Origin of the sequence: Rhizobium sp. Pop5, from assembly GCF_024721175.1 — a bacterium.
Classification (GTDB): Bacteria; Pseudomonadota; Alphaproteobacteria; order Rhizobiales; family Rhizobiaceae; genus Rhizobium.
In genome coordinates, this window is the sequence record NZ_CP099399.1 from 848088 (window position 1) to 863160 (window position 15073).

General features: G+C 61.6%; 14 protein-coding genes and 2 pseudogenes. 9 read left to right on the forward strand and 7 right to left on the reverse strand.

Annotated elements, in window-relative coordinates; genetic code table 11:
- Positions 1-3 precede the first annotated feature (3 nt).
- Positions 4-528, reverse strand: a complete 525-nt coding sequence (locus tag NE852_RS06295; protein ID WP_008528887.1) for a DUF1697 domain-containing protein — start codon at positions 526-528, stop codon at positions 4-6.
- A gap of 80 nt (positions 529-608) precedes the next feature.
- Positions 609-2717, reverse strand: coding sequence for a S9 family peptidase (locus NE852_RS06300; RefSeq protein WP_258156310.1), 2109 nt, complete (start codon positions 2715-2717; stop codon positions 609-611).
- 237 nt (positions 2718-2954) lie between these two features.
- On the opposite strand from NE852_RS06300, the gene NE852_RS06305 reads away from it, so the two are divergent.
- On the forward strand, positions 2955-3344 hold the full coding sequence (locus NE852_RS06305) for a DUF930 domain-containing protein (RefSeq protein WP_008528878.1): 390 nt from the start codon (positions 2955-2957) through the stop codon (positions 3342-3344).
- Positions 3345-3444: 100 nt separating this feature from the next.
- On the forward strand, positions 3445-4251 hold the full coding sequence (locus tag NE852_RS06310; protein WP_258156312.1) for a polysaccharide deacetylase family protein: 807 nt from the start codon (positions 3445-3447) through the stop codon (positions 4249-4251).
- 36 nt (positions 4252-4287) lie between these two features.
- Here NE852_RS06310 and NE852_RS06315 read toward each other — a convergent pair whose 3' ends face one another.
- Positions 4288-5580 carry an FAD-binding oxidoreductase gene (locus NE852_RS06315; RefSeq protein WP_258156313.1) on the reverse strand — a complete coding sequence of 431 codons (1293 nt, stop codon included), beginning with the start codon at positions 5578-5580 and terminating at the stop codon, positions 4288-4290.
- Between the two features lie 18 nt (positions 5581-5598).
- Entirely contained in the window at positions 5599-6765 is a 1167-nt protein-coding gene (locus NE852_RS06320; RefSeq protein WP_008528871.1) for an AI-2E family transporter, read from the reverse strand.
- 177 nt (positions 6766-6942) lie between these two features.
- On the opposite strand from NE852_RS06320, the pseudogene NE852_RS06325 reads away from it, so the two are divergent.
- Positions 6943-7219 (forward strand): annotated as a pseudogene (locus NE852_RS06325) (hypothetical protein).
- Between the two features lie 11 nt (positions 7220-7230).
- Here the strand turns inward: NE852_RS06325 and NE852_RS06330 are convergent.
- Entirely contained in the window at positions 7231-8196 is a 966-nt protein-coding gene (locus tag NE852_RS06330) for a VOC family protein (protein WP_258156314.1), read from the reverse strand.
- Between the two features lie 184 nt (positions 8197-8380).
- On the opposite strand from NE852_RS06330, the gene NE852_RS06335 reads away from it, so the two are divergent.
- The 4 genes from NE852_RS06335 (at position 8381) to NE852_RS06350 (ending at position 11087) form a co-directional block, all read left to right on the forward strand.
- Positions 8381-8800 carry a universal stress protein gene (locus NE852_RS06335; protein WP_008528864.1) on the forward strand — a complete coding sequence of 140 codons (420 nt, stop codon included), beginning with the start codon at positions 8381-8383 and terminating at the stop codon, positions 8798-8800.
- Positions 8801-8929: 129 nt separating this feature from the next.
- Positions 8930-9598 (forward strand): hemolysin III family protein, encoded by a 669-nt coding sequence (locus tag NE852_RS06340; RefSeq protein ID WP_008528863.1) that lies wholly within the window; start codon positions 8930-8932, stop codon positions 9596-9598.
- 141 nt (positions 9599-9739) lie between these two features.
- Positions 9740-10255 carry a GNAT family N-acetyltransferase gene (locus NE852_RS06345; protein ID WP_008528862.1) on the forward strand — a complete coding sequence of 172 codons (516 nt, stop codon included), beginning with the start codon at positions 9740-9742 and terminating at the stop codon, positions 10253-10255.
- A gap of 130 nt (positions 10256-10385) precedes the next feature.
- Positions 10386-11087: a pentapeptide repeat-containing protein gene (locus tag NE852_RS06350; RefSeq protein WP_008528861.1), complete on the forward strand. Its 702-nt coding sequence runs from the start codon at positions 10386-10388 to the stop codon at positions 11085-11087.
- A gap of 27 nt (positions 11088-11114) precedes the next feature.
- Here NE852_RS06350 and NE852_RS06355 read toward each other — a convergent pair.
- Both NE852_RS06355 and msrB read right to left on the reverse strand, forming a co-directional pair.
- Positions 11115-11647: pseudogene (locus tag NE852_RS06355) on the reverse strand (GNAT family N-acetyltransferase).
- Positions 11648-11759: 112 nt separating this feature from the next.
- Positions 11760-12173: a peptide-methionine (R)-S-oxide reductase MsrB gene (gene msrB, locus NE852_RS06360; RefSeq protein ID WP_008528859.1), complete on the reverse strand. Its 414-nt coding sequence runs from the start codon at positions 12171-12173 to the stop codon at positions 11760-11762.
- Positions 12174-12359: 186 nt separating this feature from the next.
- Here msrB and NE852_RS06365 point away from each other — a divergent pair, with 186 nt between their 5' ends.
- Complete coding sequence (locus NE852_RS06365) at positions 12360-12575, forward strand: hypothetical protein (protein WP_008528857.1); 216 nt, start codon at positions 12360-12362, stop codon at positions 12573-12575.
- Positions 12576-12702: 127 nt separating this feature from the next.
- Entirely contained in the window at positions 12703-15069 is a 2367-nt protein-coding gene (locus tag NE852_RS06370) for a putative monovalent cation/H+ antiporter subunit A (protein WP_258156315.1), read from the forward strand.
- Positions 15070-15073 lie beyond the last annotated feature (4 nt).

The following is a 15073-nucleotide window of genomic DNA, read 5'->3' on the forward strand; positions in this document are numbered from 1 at the left end:
CCTTCAGGCCTTGTCCTCCATTTCAGCCGCCATTTCCGTGAGTTTGCGCACTGTATTGAGGTTGCGCGAGGTTCCCGGCTTCAGCGCCGGCAACTTCAGCTTCGAGCGGCCGGAACCATTGGGATAATGCACATAGATTTCTCGCGCTGCGAGCTTTGCCTCTTCTCCGTCAGGCGCAACCATCTTTTCCAGGGCGTCATCTGGCGCCTTCTCCGGCAGGAAATAGACGAGCAGAAAATTCGGCTTTGCCTCCGGAAAGGGTGCATCGGCGGCAATGCCCTCAAGTTCCTTCCGGCTGCGCACCATCACGCCCGGCCGCTTGCTCATTTTCTTACCGAGGGCTTCGTCGAGCTTTTCCTCCACCGCCTTTTCGGATTCGTGAGAGCGGAAAAGCACATTGCCGCTCTGGATATATGTCTTCACGTCGGAAAAGCCGATGTCTTCGCAGATCGCTTTCAGTTCGGCCATCGGCAGCGAGCCGGTGCCGCCGACATTTACGGCGCGAAGCAGAGCGATATAGACGGGCATTTCTTTCTCCTTCCGCGGCCAGCCTCTCCGGCCAGCAGGCCAGAGAGGGCTATCTCACGTCACGCCATGCCCGCCGGCGTTCACATTTTCCCGGCGACCTTGATCGCAAATGCGTACTCAAATGCAATTTCCTCCAGCCGCTGGAAGCGGCCCGAGGCGCCGCCGTGGCCGGCGTCCATGTTCGTCTTGAGCAGGATCGGCGCACTGCCCGTCGTCTTGTCGCGCAGTTTGGCGACCCATTTGGCCGGCTCCCAGTAGGTCACGCGCGGATCCGTCAAGCCGCCGAGCGCCAGGATTGGCGGGTAGGGCTTTGCTTCGACATTGTCGTAGGGCGAGTAGGAGGCGATCTGCTCGTATTCGTCCTTGCTTTCGATCGGGTTGCCCCATTCCGGCCATTCCGGCGGGGTGAGCGGCAGCGTATCGTCCAGCATGGTGTTGAGCACGTCGACGAAGGGAACGGCGGCGATGAGGCCGGCGAACTTCTCCGGTGCCATGTTGGCAACCGCGCCCATCAGCATGCCGCCGGCCGATCCGCCTTCGGCGATGATCTTCGCGTAAGACGTGAACTTCTCCTGATTCAGATAGTCAGCGGCGGAAATGAAGTCCTTGAAGGTATTGGTCTTCTTCTCCATCTTGCCGTCTTCGTACCAAGAGAAACCCTTGTCCTTGCCACCGCGGATATGGGCGATGGCATAGACGAAGCCGCGGTCGGCGAGCGAGAGACAATTGGTGTTGAAGCCGGCCGGGATGGTGATGCCGTAAGCCCCATAACCGTAGAGCAGGCAGGGCGCACTGCCGTCGAGCGCGGTATCCCTACGGTAGAGCAGGGTGACCGGCACTTTCTCGCCATCCCAGGCGGGAGCGAAGACGCGGCGGGTGACGTAGTCGTCCGGATTGTGGCCCGACGGCACCTCCTGCGTCTTGAGCAGCGTGCGCTCGCGCGTCACCATATTGTAGTCGTAGAGCTGCGATGGCGTCGTCATCGAGGAGTAGGAGAAGCGGATGACATCCGTGTCGTATTCGGCCGCTCCCGAGAGCCCGAGCGAATAGGCTTCCTCAGCAAAGGCGATCGCATGCTCCTCGCCGGTCTTCCGGTCGCGGATCATGATCTGCGGCAGTCCGTCCTTGCGCTCCAACCAGAGAAGATGGCGGGCATAGGCCATATGGCTGATAACAAGCGTGCCCGGCTTGTGCGGCACGACTTCGCGCCAGTTTTCCTTGCCCGGCCTATCAACCGGCGTTTCCATGATCTTGAAATCCTTGGCGCCGCCGTCATTGGTGAGGATGTAGAAGACGTCGCCGCCCTCGGTCAGCGAATATTCGATGCCTTCCTCGCGCGCCGCCACCAGCTTTGGTTCGGCGAAGAGGTCCTTCGTCGACAGCAGCCGGTATTCGCTCGTCTCGTGGTCGTGGATGTCGATATAGATGAAGTCGTCGAGCAGCGAGCCACCGACGCCCATGAAGAAGCCGGCATCCTCTTCCTCGTAGACCAGCCGGTCTTCCGACTGCGGCTGGCCGAGAATGTGGTGGAACACCTTCGAAGGCCGATGATTTTCGTCCAGCGCCGAATAGAAGAAGCTCTTGCCGTCGGGCGCCCAGACGCCGCCGCCGCCGGTATTTTCGATCCGGTCGGCAAGGTCTTCGCCCGTGGAGAGGTCGCGCACCTTCAGCGTGAAGAATTCCGAGCCCTTGTCGTCATAGCCCCAGATGCCGCGGCTATGGTCGCTCGTATGGTCGAGACCGGCGAGACGGAAATAGGCCTTGCCGGCAGCTTCCTTGTCGCCGTCGAGCAGTACGGTGCGGATGGTCTCGTCGGCGACGTCGCCATCGCGGGTGATGCGAAAATAGCGCGGTTGCTCGCCGCCGGTCACGTAGAATGTGCCGTAGGCATAGGCGCCGTCTTTCATCGGCACCGAACTGTCGTCCTCCTTGATGCGGCCGCGCATTTCGGCAAACAGCGCCTTTTGAAGCGGCTTGGTATCTTCCATCGCCGCGTTCATATAGGCGTTTTCGGCTTCGAGATGCCGGCGGATGTCGGGATCGAGGATCGACGGATCTTTGAACATCGCTTGCCAATTGTCGGCGCGCAGCCAGGCATAATCGTCCGTGCGCGTGATGCCGTGGCGCGTATCGGAGGCGGGTTTCTTCGGTGCGGCAGGCGGGGTCGGCAGGCTCTTGAAAGCGGACAAGGAATGGCTCCGTGGGAATGTCGGTTGGCAAGAGATAGAGGTGCTCCGGCGCCGGATCAAGCGGCAAGGGGACAGACGACCTTCCACAGACAAGGAGGACACTCCACCCGCATTGCCTTGATGTCACCACATTGTTTAAGAAAGTCCGCTATCTCAGCGAATTTACACGTGCCAAGCCTCCGGCAAGCTGCCGGCGGTAGGGTGAGAATTGCAGAACAGTAAGGGATTTTGTCCGCAATGCCGAAACGTCTGATCCTGTTTGTGTCGCTGGCCGGCCTTGCCGCCCCCGCCTTTGCCGTCGATCCCGCCATCAAGAAGCAGCTCGAAAAGCTCGATCCTTCGACCCGTCTGGAACAGAGCTGCGATACCGAGGCGATGAGCCGGATCAACAGCGACAGCACCGGCTTCAAGCCCGACAAGGTCATCGCCTATACCTTCAAGGATCCGATCCCCGGCGACAATTCGCTGCAGGCGCCCGGCGCCGTCTTTCGCAGCAAGGGCGACTGGTACCACCTCTCCTATAATTGCATCACCGGCCCGCAGCATATCAACGTGCGCGAACTCGACTACAAGATCGGTGAAAAGGTGCCGCGCGAGAAGTGGGATAAATACTATCTCTATGATTGACGCCGTCGCCGCCTATCCCGGGCGTGGTGACATCAGGCCACATGGCGCCGGGTAGAAATAGCCGGTAGAAATAACGGATCGAATCGTAGAAATCCGCGACATGAACAGCATCCTGCTCGCTTCGGCGGTCCTTCTGGGCTCCATATCAACTGCATTGGCGGCCGAAATTCCGTCAGCGCTACCGGCCGCTGTCGCCCCGGTCGTTGTTGGTCCGGCCCCAAAGGCGCCGGCGCCGAAACTTGTTGAGCCGCATCTGCACATCGCCCGTTCCAGTGTCGCCGGCCATGCGCGCATCGCGCTCACCTTCGACGCCTGCATGGGCCAGGCAGACGATCGCATCCTTTCCACCCTCGTGCGTGAGCGCATCCCGGCCACGATCTTCGTCACCGCCCGCTGGTTGAGGCGCAACCCTGCCGCCATTGCCGTGTTCCTGCAGAATCCCGATCTCTTCGAACTTGAAAACCACGGCGAAAATCATATTCCGGCTGTCGATACGCCGACGCTGATCTACGGCATCGCGTCCGCCGGCTCGCCGCAGGCCGTCAGGCAGGAAGTCGAAGGAGGCGCTGCAGCCATGGCCGCAGCCGGCATTCCGGCGCCGCACTGGTTCCGCGGCTCGACCGCCAAATATGACCTTTCCGCCATCGGCCAAATCCGCGCCATGGGCTATCGCATTGCTGGCTATTCCGTGAACGGCGACGGCGGTTCGCTGCTGGGCGCAGCGATCACCGAAAAACGCATTGCCTCGGCTAGGGATGGCGACGTCATCATCTCCCACATCAATCAGCCCACGCACGCGGCAGGTGAGGGCGTGGCTAAAGCGTTGGTCGATCTCAAGGTGAAGGGTACGCAATTCGTCCGGCTTGAGGACGTCGAAGATATGGGCGATGACAAGACGACGGAGTGATTCGAGACTCCGCGGCACGACGGCCAATCGGAAGCCTCATCGCAGCTCATTCTCGGCCCGTACCCCATCCTCTCCAAAGCGCGACATGCCCGGACCGTCGCGGTCGAGCGCGAAATCCTCGAACCAGTCGCGATGGATTCCGGAAATCATCGCGCCGATCATCTGCGCGGCGAGATAGGAAAAGGTGATGCCGTTGCCGCCGTAGCCATAGGCTGCGAACACGTGTGGCATCTCCCGCAGCGGACCGATCAACGGCAGGCCGTCGGCGGTCTCGCCGAAAGTGCCGCCCCAGGCGTGTTCAACGCGCGCATCAGCCTTCGGCCACAGCCGTTTCATCTTTTCCTGGAGCGCCACGCTCTTCGCCGGCAGTTTCCGGTCTCGCGTCTCCGCATCGCTCGTCCCGTCGTCCTCGCCGCCGATGACGATGCGATTGTCAGGTGTCGTGCGCATGTAGAGATAGGGATGGCTGCTCTCCCAGATCAGCGTCCTGTCACGCCAGAACATTGCCGGGTCCTGAGACACTGTGGCGAGCGCCCAGCTTGAACTGATGCGGTGGAGCTTCGGCATGTCGATGCCCGGCATTGAATAGCCGGTCGCAAGCACTGCATGCCGTGCCTCGATGACATGGCCACCGTCCGTCTCCGCCGTCACGCGCTCGCCTTCGGCGTGAAGTGCCGCGACGGAAGCGCTCACCAGTTGCGCACCGCGTCGGACGGCCGTCTCGATCAACGCCCAGGTCAGGAGCAGAGGATCGGCCTCCGCCGAGCCGGGGGAGAGGATCGCGCCGTCCCGGTCGAGTTCGAATTGCGTGAAGAGATCGGGATGTTCGAGATAGACGCCTGGCAGGCCGGCGCGGCGACGAAGCTGGCGCTCCTCCAGAAGGTCGCGTGCGCCTTCCTGGTTGGCGGCGAGATAGAGCGTGTTTCGCGGCCGGAAGCCGCAGGCAATCCCGTTTGCGGCGATCAGCTTGGAAAGGCCGGCGACCGAGGCAGCGCTGCGGCGGTAGATGCCGGCGGCACGCTCGAAGCCGTAATAGGACTCGAGCTCGGTCAGCGTGCTGTCGATTTCCCATTGCAGCATCGCCGTGCTTGCGGCCGTGCTCCCGAGGCCCAGCTGCTCCCTGTCGATGACGGCCACGGAAAAGCCGCGCGCCGTCAGATGGTCTGCGACCAACGCGCCGGTGATGCCGCCGCCGATGACGGCGATGTCGGTTGAAAAGCTCTGCTGGATCGGTCGCCACGCGGGCCGTATACCGCCTTTCCCCCAGAGAGAACGACCGCTCACCATCTGGTCGTGATCGGATTCACCGAGATCGAGATCGGATGCCATCCACGCCTCCCGTTCCGTTCACTTCGGCAATTGCGGTTGCGGTTTTTCCTCGATCAGCAATTCCTCGATGATCGTGATGACGATCAGCGATAGCGGCAGCGCCAGCATCGCTCCGACCGCACCCCACATCCATGTCCAGAATAGGATGGCGAGAAATACGACAAAGGGATTGATTTCGAGCCGTCGTCCCATCACCGCCGGGAATATCAGGTTTTCCATGAGGAGATGCACGGTGAAGAAGGCCGCGGCCGGCATCAACCCGACGAGCAGACCGTCATGGGTGAGGGTGCCGGCGATGGCGATAGCAAGCGTCATCAGCGTGATGCCGAGATAGGGGATGAAGCTCGACAGGAAGGCGAAGAAGCCCCAGAGCACCGGCGCCGCCAGCCCGCCCGTATAGGCGATGACCGTCATGACGACGCCGAGCCCGACATAGATCAGCGAGGCTGTGGCGAAATAGAAGCCGAGGACCTGTTCGACCGCGTTGATCACGCGGATGGCCGCCAGGCGCTGGGTGCGGGTGCGGAAGGTCATGATAATAGTCTTGCGCAGGTTGACGCGGCTGGCGAGAAAGAGCAGCAGCGCCGCAAAGAAGATCATCCCCTGCACCACCGCCGGTGTCAGGCTGGTCGTGACGATATGCAGCACGTTGCCGGTGTTTTCGAGCAGCGCGCCGATCGACATCGGCCCGCTTTCGAATGTCGCCGGGGTGATATGCAGCCATTCGATGCGCTCGAGATAAGGCATGATGCGGTTGATCGTTCGCTCGGCAAAAGCCGGCCCCTCGTTGGCAAGCGTCATCAGCGGGTCGGCGAGCGAATTGATCAGCAGGAAGATGACCAAGGCAACGCCGCTCGACAGCATGAACGCATTGGCAAGCCGCGGCACGCCCATCTTGCTGAGCTTTTCCGCTGCCATGCCGAGGATCATGCCGACGACGACGGCCAGTGTGACCGGGATGAGGATCAGCGACATCAGATAGACGGCGGCAAGGCCGAGTATGGCGAAGATGCCGATGATCGCCCAGGCCATGCTGACATCCAGCCCGTCCTTTTCCAGCCGGTGCAGCGGCGGGGGCGGCAACTCTTCCGCCGTTTCCTTCAGAGATTGGGCCCAGGCGCTGGTATGACGCTCGCCGATCGCGATTTTCTTTGCCTGTTTGCGGATGCCGTTGGCGATGCCCATGCGGTAAGGTCCCCGAAGCCCCATTGCTTCGTCACGGAAACGCTCTGATGCGGTTCCGGTTCCGCGGGCGTCTCGCGGAAGTCCTGTTGTCGCCATCGGCCACTGCGTGGAATTCGACTTCTGCGCCGAAACAAGCTCCCAGCCTGAGGTTCGGCCTCAAAAGGAGTTAGCCCGACGATTGCAGATGCCGATGAGGCAAAGGCCGCCAAGCCTTACACAACCGATCCACCTTATGCCGACGAGGCGAAGCTGAAGCCGCCGACCGGCGGCGACGGCCTCGAAGAAGCCGGACCCGATCAATTCCCAACCATCCGGGCCTGGCACCTCCGACGACAATCCTGCATCAGGCGCGTCTCGGCCGCCGGAAGCGACGGACCGTTCGCCATCTCCGAGCGGGAATGGCGGCGGACCGACACAGGTCTCCACCCCGTCCGGCACCGAGAAAATTCGATAGAGCCTTCGCGATCAGGCCGAAAGCGTCAGGCCGATGCCCCAGGGATCGCGTAGGAACACGCCGCCGTCGCGCTTCTCGCTCTTGATCTCCAACTGATCGAGCTTGGAGACCGCGGCATCCAGCGTCGCCTTGTCGTTGAAGCGGATCTTGTAGTCCGAAAGCCCGGTCATGTTGTCGGCGCGCGCACCGGCGCCACGGCTGTTCCAGATATTGGCGGCGAGATGGTGATGGTAGCCACCGGTCGCAAAGAAGCTCGCGCCGGGACGGCTCGCCATCAGCGTCAGGCCGAGGACGTCGCGATAAAAGGCGTCGGCCTGCGGGATGTCGCCGACCTGCAGATGCAGGTGGCCGATCGCTGTCCCGTCCGCCATGCCGCCCCAGCGTTCATCGGGGGCGCTGTTGTAGAGTGCCTGAAGGTCGAGGCGCAGCGTCGCCATCTCCACTGTGCCGTCCTGGCGGAATTTCCACTCCTCATGCGGCCGGTCGGCATAGATCTCGATGCCGTTGCCTTCGGGGTCGGAAAGATAGATCGCCTCGCTGACGAGATGGTCCGAAGCGCCGTCGAGCACGACATTATTATGGGCTGCATGCCGCAGCCAGCGGGCGAGCTCGGCGCGGTTGGGCATCAGGAAGGCGGTGTGAAAAAGGCCGGCGGCATTGCGCGGCGCGATGCGGGCATCTCTCGTGGTCGTCAGCGTCAAGAGCGGCACGCCGCCGACGCCGAGCACTTCGCCGCTTGCCGTCTTCTCGATGACCGTCAAGCCGAGCATCGATTGATAGAAGCCGGAAACGCGGCCGAGGTCAGTCACGACGAGATGCGACTGGTCGATATGGGCGGGCCGTGTCAGCGCATAGGAAGTTTCGGTCGTCATGGATTGTTCTCCTGGCTCTGAATTGGCCCATGAAAGGGAAGGCGCACCGGCGGTGGCGGCAAACATGCCGCTGGTGGCAAGCCCGAGGAAGTTTCGCCGGTTCATTCGCCTCTGTCTCTCGGGTGCCGTACTTGATCCCTATATGGCGGATTCCGATTGTTCACAGAAGATCCGTTTTTGAGGATGAAGCGTTGAGCAGGCGTTGACGATCTCTTGCGTCCACTTGATCGCGGTCAATGCGCCCATATCTTCTTTAGGAGAGGCTTATGTATTCGTCATGGAGGGCAACATGTACAGGAAGATTATCGTAGCGATCGCGCTCGGCGGTATCGAAAAGGGAGAAATGATCCTCCGCAAGGCCGCGACCCTGCTCGACGACGGCGGCGAGATCATAGCGCTCAACGTCATCGAGGACGTGCCGACCTATGTCGCGATCGAACTGCCCGCCAATATGGTCGAGGACGCGATGAAGGATAGCCGCGACAAGCTGCAAACGCTGATCGCCGCAACCGGTATTACCGCAACCGTCGAGATCCGCCACGGCCCGCCCGCCAAAGCGATCATTTCGACCGCAGAAAGCCACGGCGCCGACCTGATTATCGTCGCCTCGCATGTTCCGGATTTTTCCAACTACTTCATCGGCGCCACCGCCGACCGGGTCGTGCGTCACGCCAAATGCTCGGTGCTGGTCGACCGGCAGAAGGTTTGACCTTCCGTTGAAGGGCGGCGGGCGCTTGCGGCCTGTCACGAAGATTTACCGCTGCGCGGTTCGTCGCAGTTGCGCCCCCGCCCGTTCGATGAGACGATCTCAGTCGGGTTATGAAACGGGCGGGCGTGCATGGCCGAGTTCAACGGCATTCGCTGGGCTTATGACAGATACGAACTGATCGCCGACGGTATTGTCCACGGCGTCGGGCTCGTGCTGGCGCTGGTTGGAGCGACCGTGCTGATTTTCTATGCCACGGTCTGGAGTTCCTACGGCGAGCTTGCCGCCGCCTGGATCTATAGCGTCGGGCTGGTTCTGACGCTTGCCATTTCCTTTTCCTACAATGCCTGGCCGGTCTCGCGCACGAAATGGTATCTGCGCCGTTTCGATCATTCGGCGATTTTCATCCTGATCGCCGCCACCTATACGCCATTTCTCGAACGCGGCGCCGATGAGCCGCTGCTCTTGTTCATGCTGGTGGCGATCTGGCTGTTCGCCGCCGCCGGCATCATCCTGAAATGCGTCTTTCCCGGGCGATATGACCGTTTTGCCATCCTGCTCTATCTCGCCATGGGCTGGAGCGGAGTCCTGGTCGCCGAGCCCGTCGCTTCGCGCATTCCTTTCGCCTCGATGTTGCTGATCATCATCGGCGGCGTGATCTATTCGCTGGGCGTCATCTTCCACATCTGGGAGAAGCTGCGTTTCCAGAACGCCATCTGGCACGGCTTCGTCGTCACGGCCGCGGCCGTTCATTATTCGGCGGTTCTCACCTGCTTCAGCCTGTCTACACCGGGTCTCTGAACCAGAACCATTCCTCAGCCGTCTGTCTTTCGCATCCGCCGTTTACATCTCCCGAGGCGAAGCGTATGCCGCCCTACAGCGCCGCACGTCTTTCCCGACGCGCAAAACACGATGCGAAGCAGACATTCGGACCAGGCAATCATGACAGACCCCGTTCTCCTCCGCGATGCCACCGAGGCAGATCTTTCCGCCATCCGCGATATCTACAATCACGCCGTCGAGCACACGACGGCGATCTGGAACGATACGTTGGTCGACCTCGAAAATCGGCTGGAGTGGTTCAGGGCGCGCAAGGCTCGAGGCTTTCCGGTTATCGTTGCCGAGATATCGGGCAAGGTCGCAGGTTATGCCTCCTACGGCGACTGGCGTGCCTTCGACGGCTACCGCCACACGGTCGAGCATTCCGTCTATGTCGACAAGGACTGCCGCGGCGCCGGCATCGGCGAGCGCCTGATGCATGAACTGATCGCGCGGGCCGCGGCCGGCAATATCCATGTCATGATCGCCGGTATCGAGGCGGAAAACGCAGCTTCGATCAGGCTGCACGAAAAGCTCGGTTTCCGCATCGCCGGCAGATTTTCCGAGGTCGGCACCAAGTTCGGCCGCTGGCTTGATCTTACCTGCATGGAACTTCGCCTACCTGGCAAGGCGGATTGAATCAGCCTTCCCGGCAAATCCATTGCCACCGCGTTCGCCATCTTTTTATTGTAGTCTGAGCTGTGTAAAAATGAGTGACGGCCTGCTTCGCGGGAGCTGGCCTGAAAGCGTCATGGAGGTGAACAGTTCAATGGCAATGCACAGATCGCCGCTCGGCCTCTTTGCCTTCGTTCTTCTTGCCTTTGCCCCGATCTCCACGCGGGCTGCCGAGTGCGGCAGCACGGCTTCGCCGAAGCTCGACTGGCAGGAATGCACCAAGAAGAACCTGATGTTGCAGGGCAGCGATCTCGAAGGCGCCAATCTCTTCAGCACCGATTTCTCGTTGACCGATCTGAGCGGTGCCAACGTCAAGTCCGCCAATCTCGAGAAGGCGACGCTGGTGCGCGCCTCGCTCGAAGGCGCCCACGCCGAAGGCGCCAACTTCGCCAAAATCGAGGCCTATCGTTCGAGCTTCGCCAATATCGCCGCCGAAGGCGCTTCCTTTGCCGGAGCTGAGTTGCAGCGCGCCAACTTTGCAGGTGCGCGGCTTTCCGGCGCCACCTTCGAAAAGGCGGAGCTCGGCCGCGCCGATTTCGACAAGGCGGTGCTCACGGGAGCGAAATTCTCTTTCGCCAATCTCTCCCGTGCCGATCTCTCCGGAGCAACCTTCGAAGGCCCGGTGATGTTCGACCGCGCCTTCATGTTCCTGACCCGCATCGAGGGCCTTGACCTCTCGGCCGCAGCCGGGCTCGAGCAGGCGCAGATCGACCTTGCCTGCGGCAACGCCTCGACAAAGCTGCCGGCCGGCCTCTCTACACCCGCGACATGGCCCTGTCCCGCCGAGCACGAGTGATTGCAAAGGCGTCGCCTCGCAACGGGATCAGCTCTGTGTCCTGTCCGTGATGTAGAGGTAGAATTCCATCCTGCCGCCGTCGAGACGTGCTGATTTGAAGAATGTTTCCCGCCGTTGATGCACCCGCTCGGCCACCCGCCGGGAAGGGACGTTGTCGGGCCTGACGATCGAGACGATGCGCGAAAGGCCAAGGGCACTAAGCGCGTGGTTCCGGCAGGCGGTGGCCGCCTCGACGGCATAACCCTTGCCCCAATGATCGCGCCAAAGGTGGTAGCCGATCTCAGGTTCCAGGCCGGCGGATGTTTCCTGGAGCGTGATTCCGCAATCGCCCAGCAGGGCGCCGCTCTTTCGGTCAACCACGGCCCAGAGCCGAAACCACAATTGGCATAGCTGTCGAAGGCGAGCCTGCGAAACCAGCTTTCGGTTTCATCCAATGTCTTTGTGGCGGGGTAATAGCGCATGCATTGCTCATCACCGAAAATGCATTGAAGGAATGGCAGGTCGGCAGGCGTAATTTCCCGCAAGCTCAGCCGGTCGGTGCTCAAAATATCGCGCGTCATCGGCTTTTTCCTGCAGGCGGGATCGCTTGCTCGGCGATGGTGCGGACGACGGCAGAAAGTCGGCGGCTCATCGCATCGGATGAGCCGTTTGCCGGTCGCAGGGGCTCCGTGCTTACTTCCCGGGTTCGAACACCATGGCATGGCCGTTGATGCAATAGCGCAGGCCGGTCGGCGGCGGGCCGTCGGGAAAGACGTGGCCGAGATGGGCGTCGCAGGTGCCGCAGCGGATTTCGGTGCGCACCATGCCGTAGGTGGTGTCGCGATGCTCGGTCACCGCATCTGGTGATACCGCTTCAAAATAACTCGGCCAGCCGCAGCCGGCGTCGAATTTCGTGTCGGAGCGGAAAAGCGGCGCATTGCAGCCGACGCACCGGTAAAGCCCTGTCTCGAAGGAATCCCAGTAGGGACCGGTGAAGGCGCGCTCGGTGCCGTGCTGGCGCGTGATGCGATATTGCTCGGGAGTGAGCTGCTCTTTCCATTCGGCATCGGTCTTGTGGATCTTGGCGGTGGTTGCAGTTTCGGACATGACGTGCTCCTTTTGCCGAGGGGCGGTTCCGTTTCGCGAGAAATGTGGTGCGTGGTCCTAATTTCATCAAGTCTGCGGCGCAACGTCGTGAGATTCGCGGCCTGCCGCAATCGGGAAGACGGTTGCTTTTACATCCGTTAGGAATTTTCCGTTAGGGTTAATCTCACGTGCATTGGAGAGTGACTGTTGTTTGAAGCTGCAATCTTCCTGCTTTACGGCCTGGTGGCCTTGGTCGCCATGACGGTCACGATGTTGGAAGGCTGGGCCAACCATGACGGCGTGACGCTCTATCGTCTCGTCGGACTCTTCGCCTGCCTTGTCTGGCCGCTGACGCTTTTGCTTTTCATCCTGCACGGCTGCCTCGCCCGGCTGCTGACACGTCTTTCCCGGTCGATGGCTTGATACGCTCTAGGTGCCGCAGGCAGCTTCCCCTGTGATCGAAATTGCTTGAGACCCTTTATCATTTCGCCTAAGTCAGGAGATGAGCTGGCTCCGCCGGCCTTCGTCTGTTGCCGGTAGAGGAGGAGACATGGCCGATGTCACGGCTCTGACATTTCTGGCCTTGTGTCTGCCGCTCGCCGGCGCTCTCGCCGCTCCTTTCACTATCCGGGTCTTTGGTGCAAACGGTGCCTGGCTCCTGGCGATTGCTCCTTTGCTCGCTTTTCTGCATTTCGTCCGTTTCGTTCCTCTTATCGCGCGCGGCGAGGTCGTCGCCGGCGGTTATGTATGGGTGCCGAGCTACAATCTCTCCTTCTCCTGGTTCATCGACGGCCTGTCGCTGGCTTTCGCGCTTCTGATCACCGGCATCGGCACGCTGATCGTGCTTTATGCTGGCGCGTACCTGAAAGGTCACAAAGATCAGGGCCGCTTCTTCTCCTTCATCTTCCTCTTCATGGGAGCGATGCTGGGGATCGTCGTTTCCGACAGTTTCCTGATGTTCTTCATCTTCTGGGAACTGACATCGATCACCTCCTTCCTGCTGATCGGCTTCGATCACGAGCGTGAGGCGGCTCGCCGCGCCGCCCTGCAGGCGCTGGTCGTCACTGGCGGGGGAGGGCTGTTCCTGTTGGCCGGCCTGCTGCTCCTCTGGAACATGTCAGGCGTCACGCAGATGTCGCTGCTCATCGGATCCGGCGATGCCGTGCGCGAAAACCCGCTCTATTTCGCCGCTCTTATTCTGGTTCTCGGCGGCGCCTTCACCAAATCGGCGCAATTTCCCTTTCATTTCTGGCTGCCGAACGCCATGGAGGCCCCGACACCGGTTTCGGTCTACCTGCACTCGGCCACCATGGTGAAAGCAGGCGTCTATCTGCTGATGCGGCTTAATCCGGTGATGGGCGCCACACCCGCCTGGGAAATTCTTCTGCCCTTCTTCGGCGGGCTGACGCTGGTGGTCGGCGCGGCACTCGCCATCGGCCAGACGGACCTCAAGCTCAAGCTCGCCTATACCACTGTCTCCTCGCTCGGTCTGCTCGTCCTGCTGGTCGGCTTCGGCTCGGAATATGCGGTGGAGGCGGCGGCGCTCTATCTGGTGGCGCATTGCCTCTTCAAGGGCGCGCTCTTCATGGTCGCCGGCATCATCGACCATGAGACCGGCACGCGCGATATCACCAGGCTCGGCGGCCTGATGCGGGCGATGCCGCTAACGGCAATCATCGCGCTTGCAGCGGCATTTTCCATGGCAGGCCTGCCGCCCCTCTTCGGTTTTCTCGCCAAGGAGGAGATCTATAGGGCGCTTGCCGGCAGTGATATCCGCGCGCTCACCTTCACGTTGATCGCCATCTTCGGCAATGCGCTGATGTTCGCCGTCGCCTTCGCCGTGGCGCTGAACCCCTTCCTCGGCCGGCCGGTGGAGACGCCGAAACATCCGCACGAAGCGCCCCTCCTGCTCTGGCTCGGCCCGGCCATCCTCGCGGTTCTCGGCCTGTTCGCGGCTGTCTTTTCGAGCTTCACCCACGCAGCCCTGTCCTCGCCGATATCAGCCGCCATCCGCCAGAGCCCGGTCGACATCGACATCTCGCTCGCGCCGCATCTCGGGCTGCCGCTGGCGCTCTCCGTTCTGACCGTGCTGTCCGGCATCGGCATCTACTGGCAGCTCGCTCGCGCCCGCTTGCTGATGGCAGTCCTTTTGCGCTCGGCGGGGCGGGGACCGGATCACGGTTTCGACCTTGCCGTATCGGGTCTCGTCCGCCTCGCCGGCCGCATCACGCGGTTGATCCAGCCGGGGCGGCTCGAGATCTACGTCATCTGCACCTTCGTCTGCGTCGCGGCTATCCTGCTCGTTCCGCCCGTCGTCTACGGTGAGTTGCCGCGCCTTCCCGTTTGGCCGGCCGATGTCAGGCTCCATGAATGGGTGGTGTTCCTGATTGCCGCCGTCGGTCTTGCCGGCGTGCTCGTCGCCCGCGACAGGCTGACGGCGATCGTCTCGCTCGGCATCCAGGGTTTTGCCGTCTCCATCATCTTCCTGCTGTTCGGCGCACCGGATCTCTCCTTCACCCAGTTCATGGTCGAAACCCTTTCGGTGGTCATCCTCGCCCTCGTCATGACCAGGCTTCGCCTTGTCGCCGCAGACCGGCGCCCGCCCGCCCGCAGGATCTTCCACGCAGCGCTCGCGCTTGGCTGCGGCCTCGGTTTTACGCTTTTGCTGATGCGGGCGACGCAGACGCCGTTCAACGACGCGCTGACGGCCTTCTTCAACACCTATTCCAAATCGATCGCCCACGGCGCCAATGTGGTCAATGTCATCATCGTCGACTTTCGCGGCACCGATACACTCGGCGAAATCGCCGTCGTCGCGGTCGCCGGCCTTGCCATTCTGGCGCTCATCCGCATCCGCGCTGGCACGGAGCGCAAACTTGCCGCCAATGACCCTGACGCAATCGAGGCGGAGGGCTGATCGC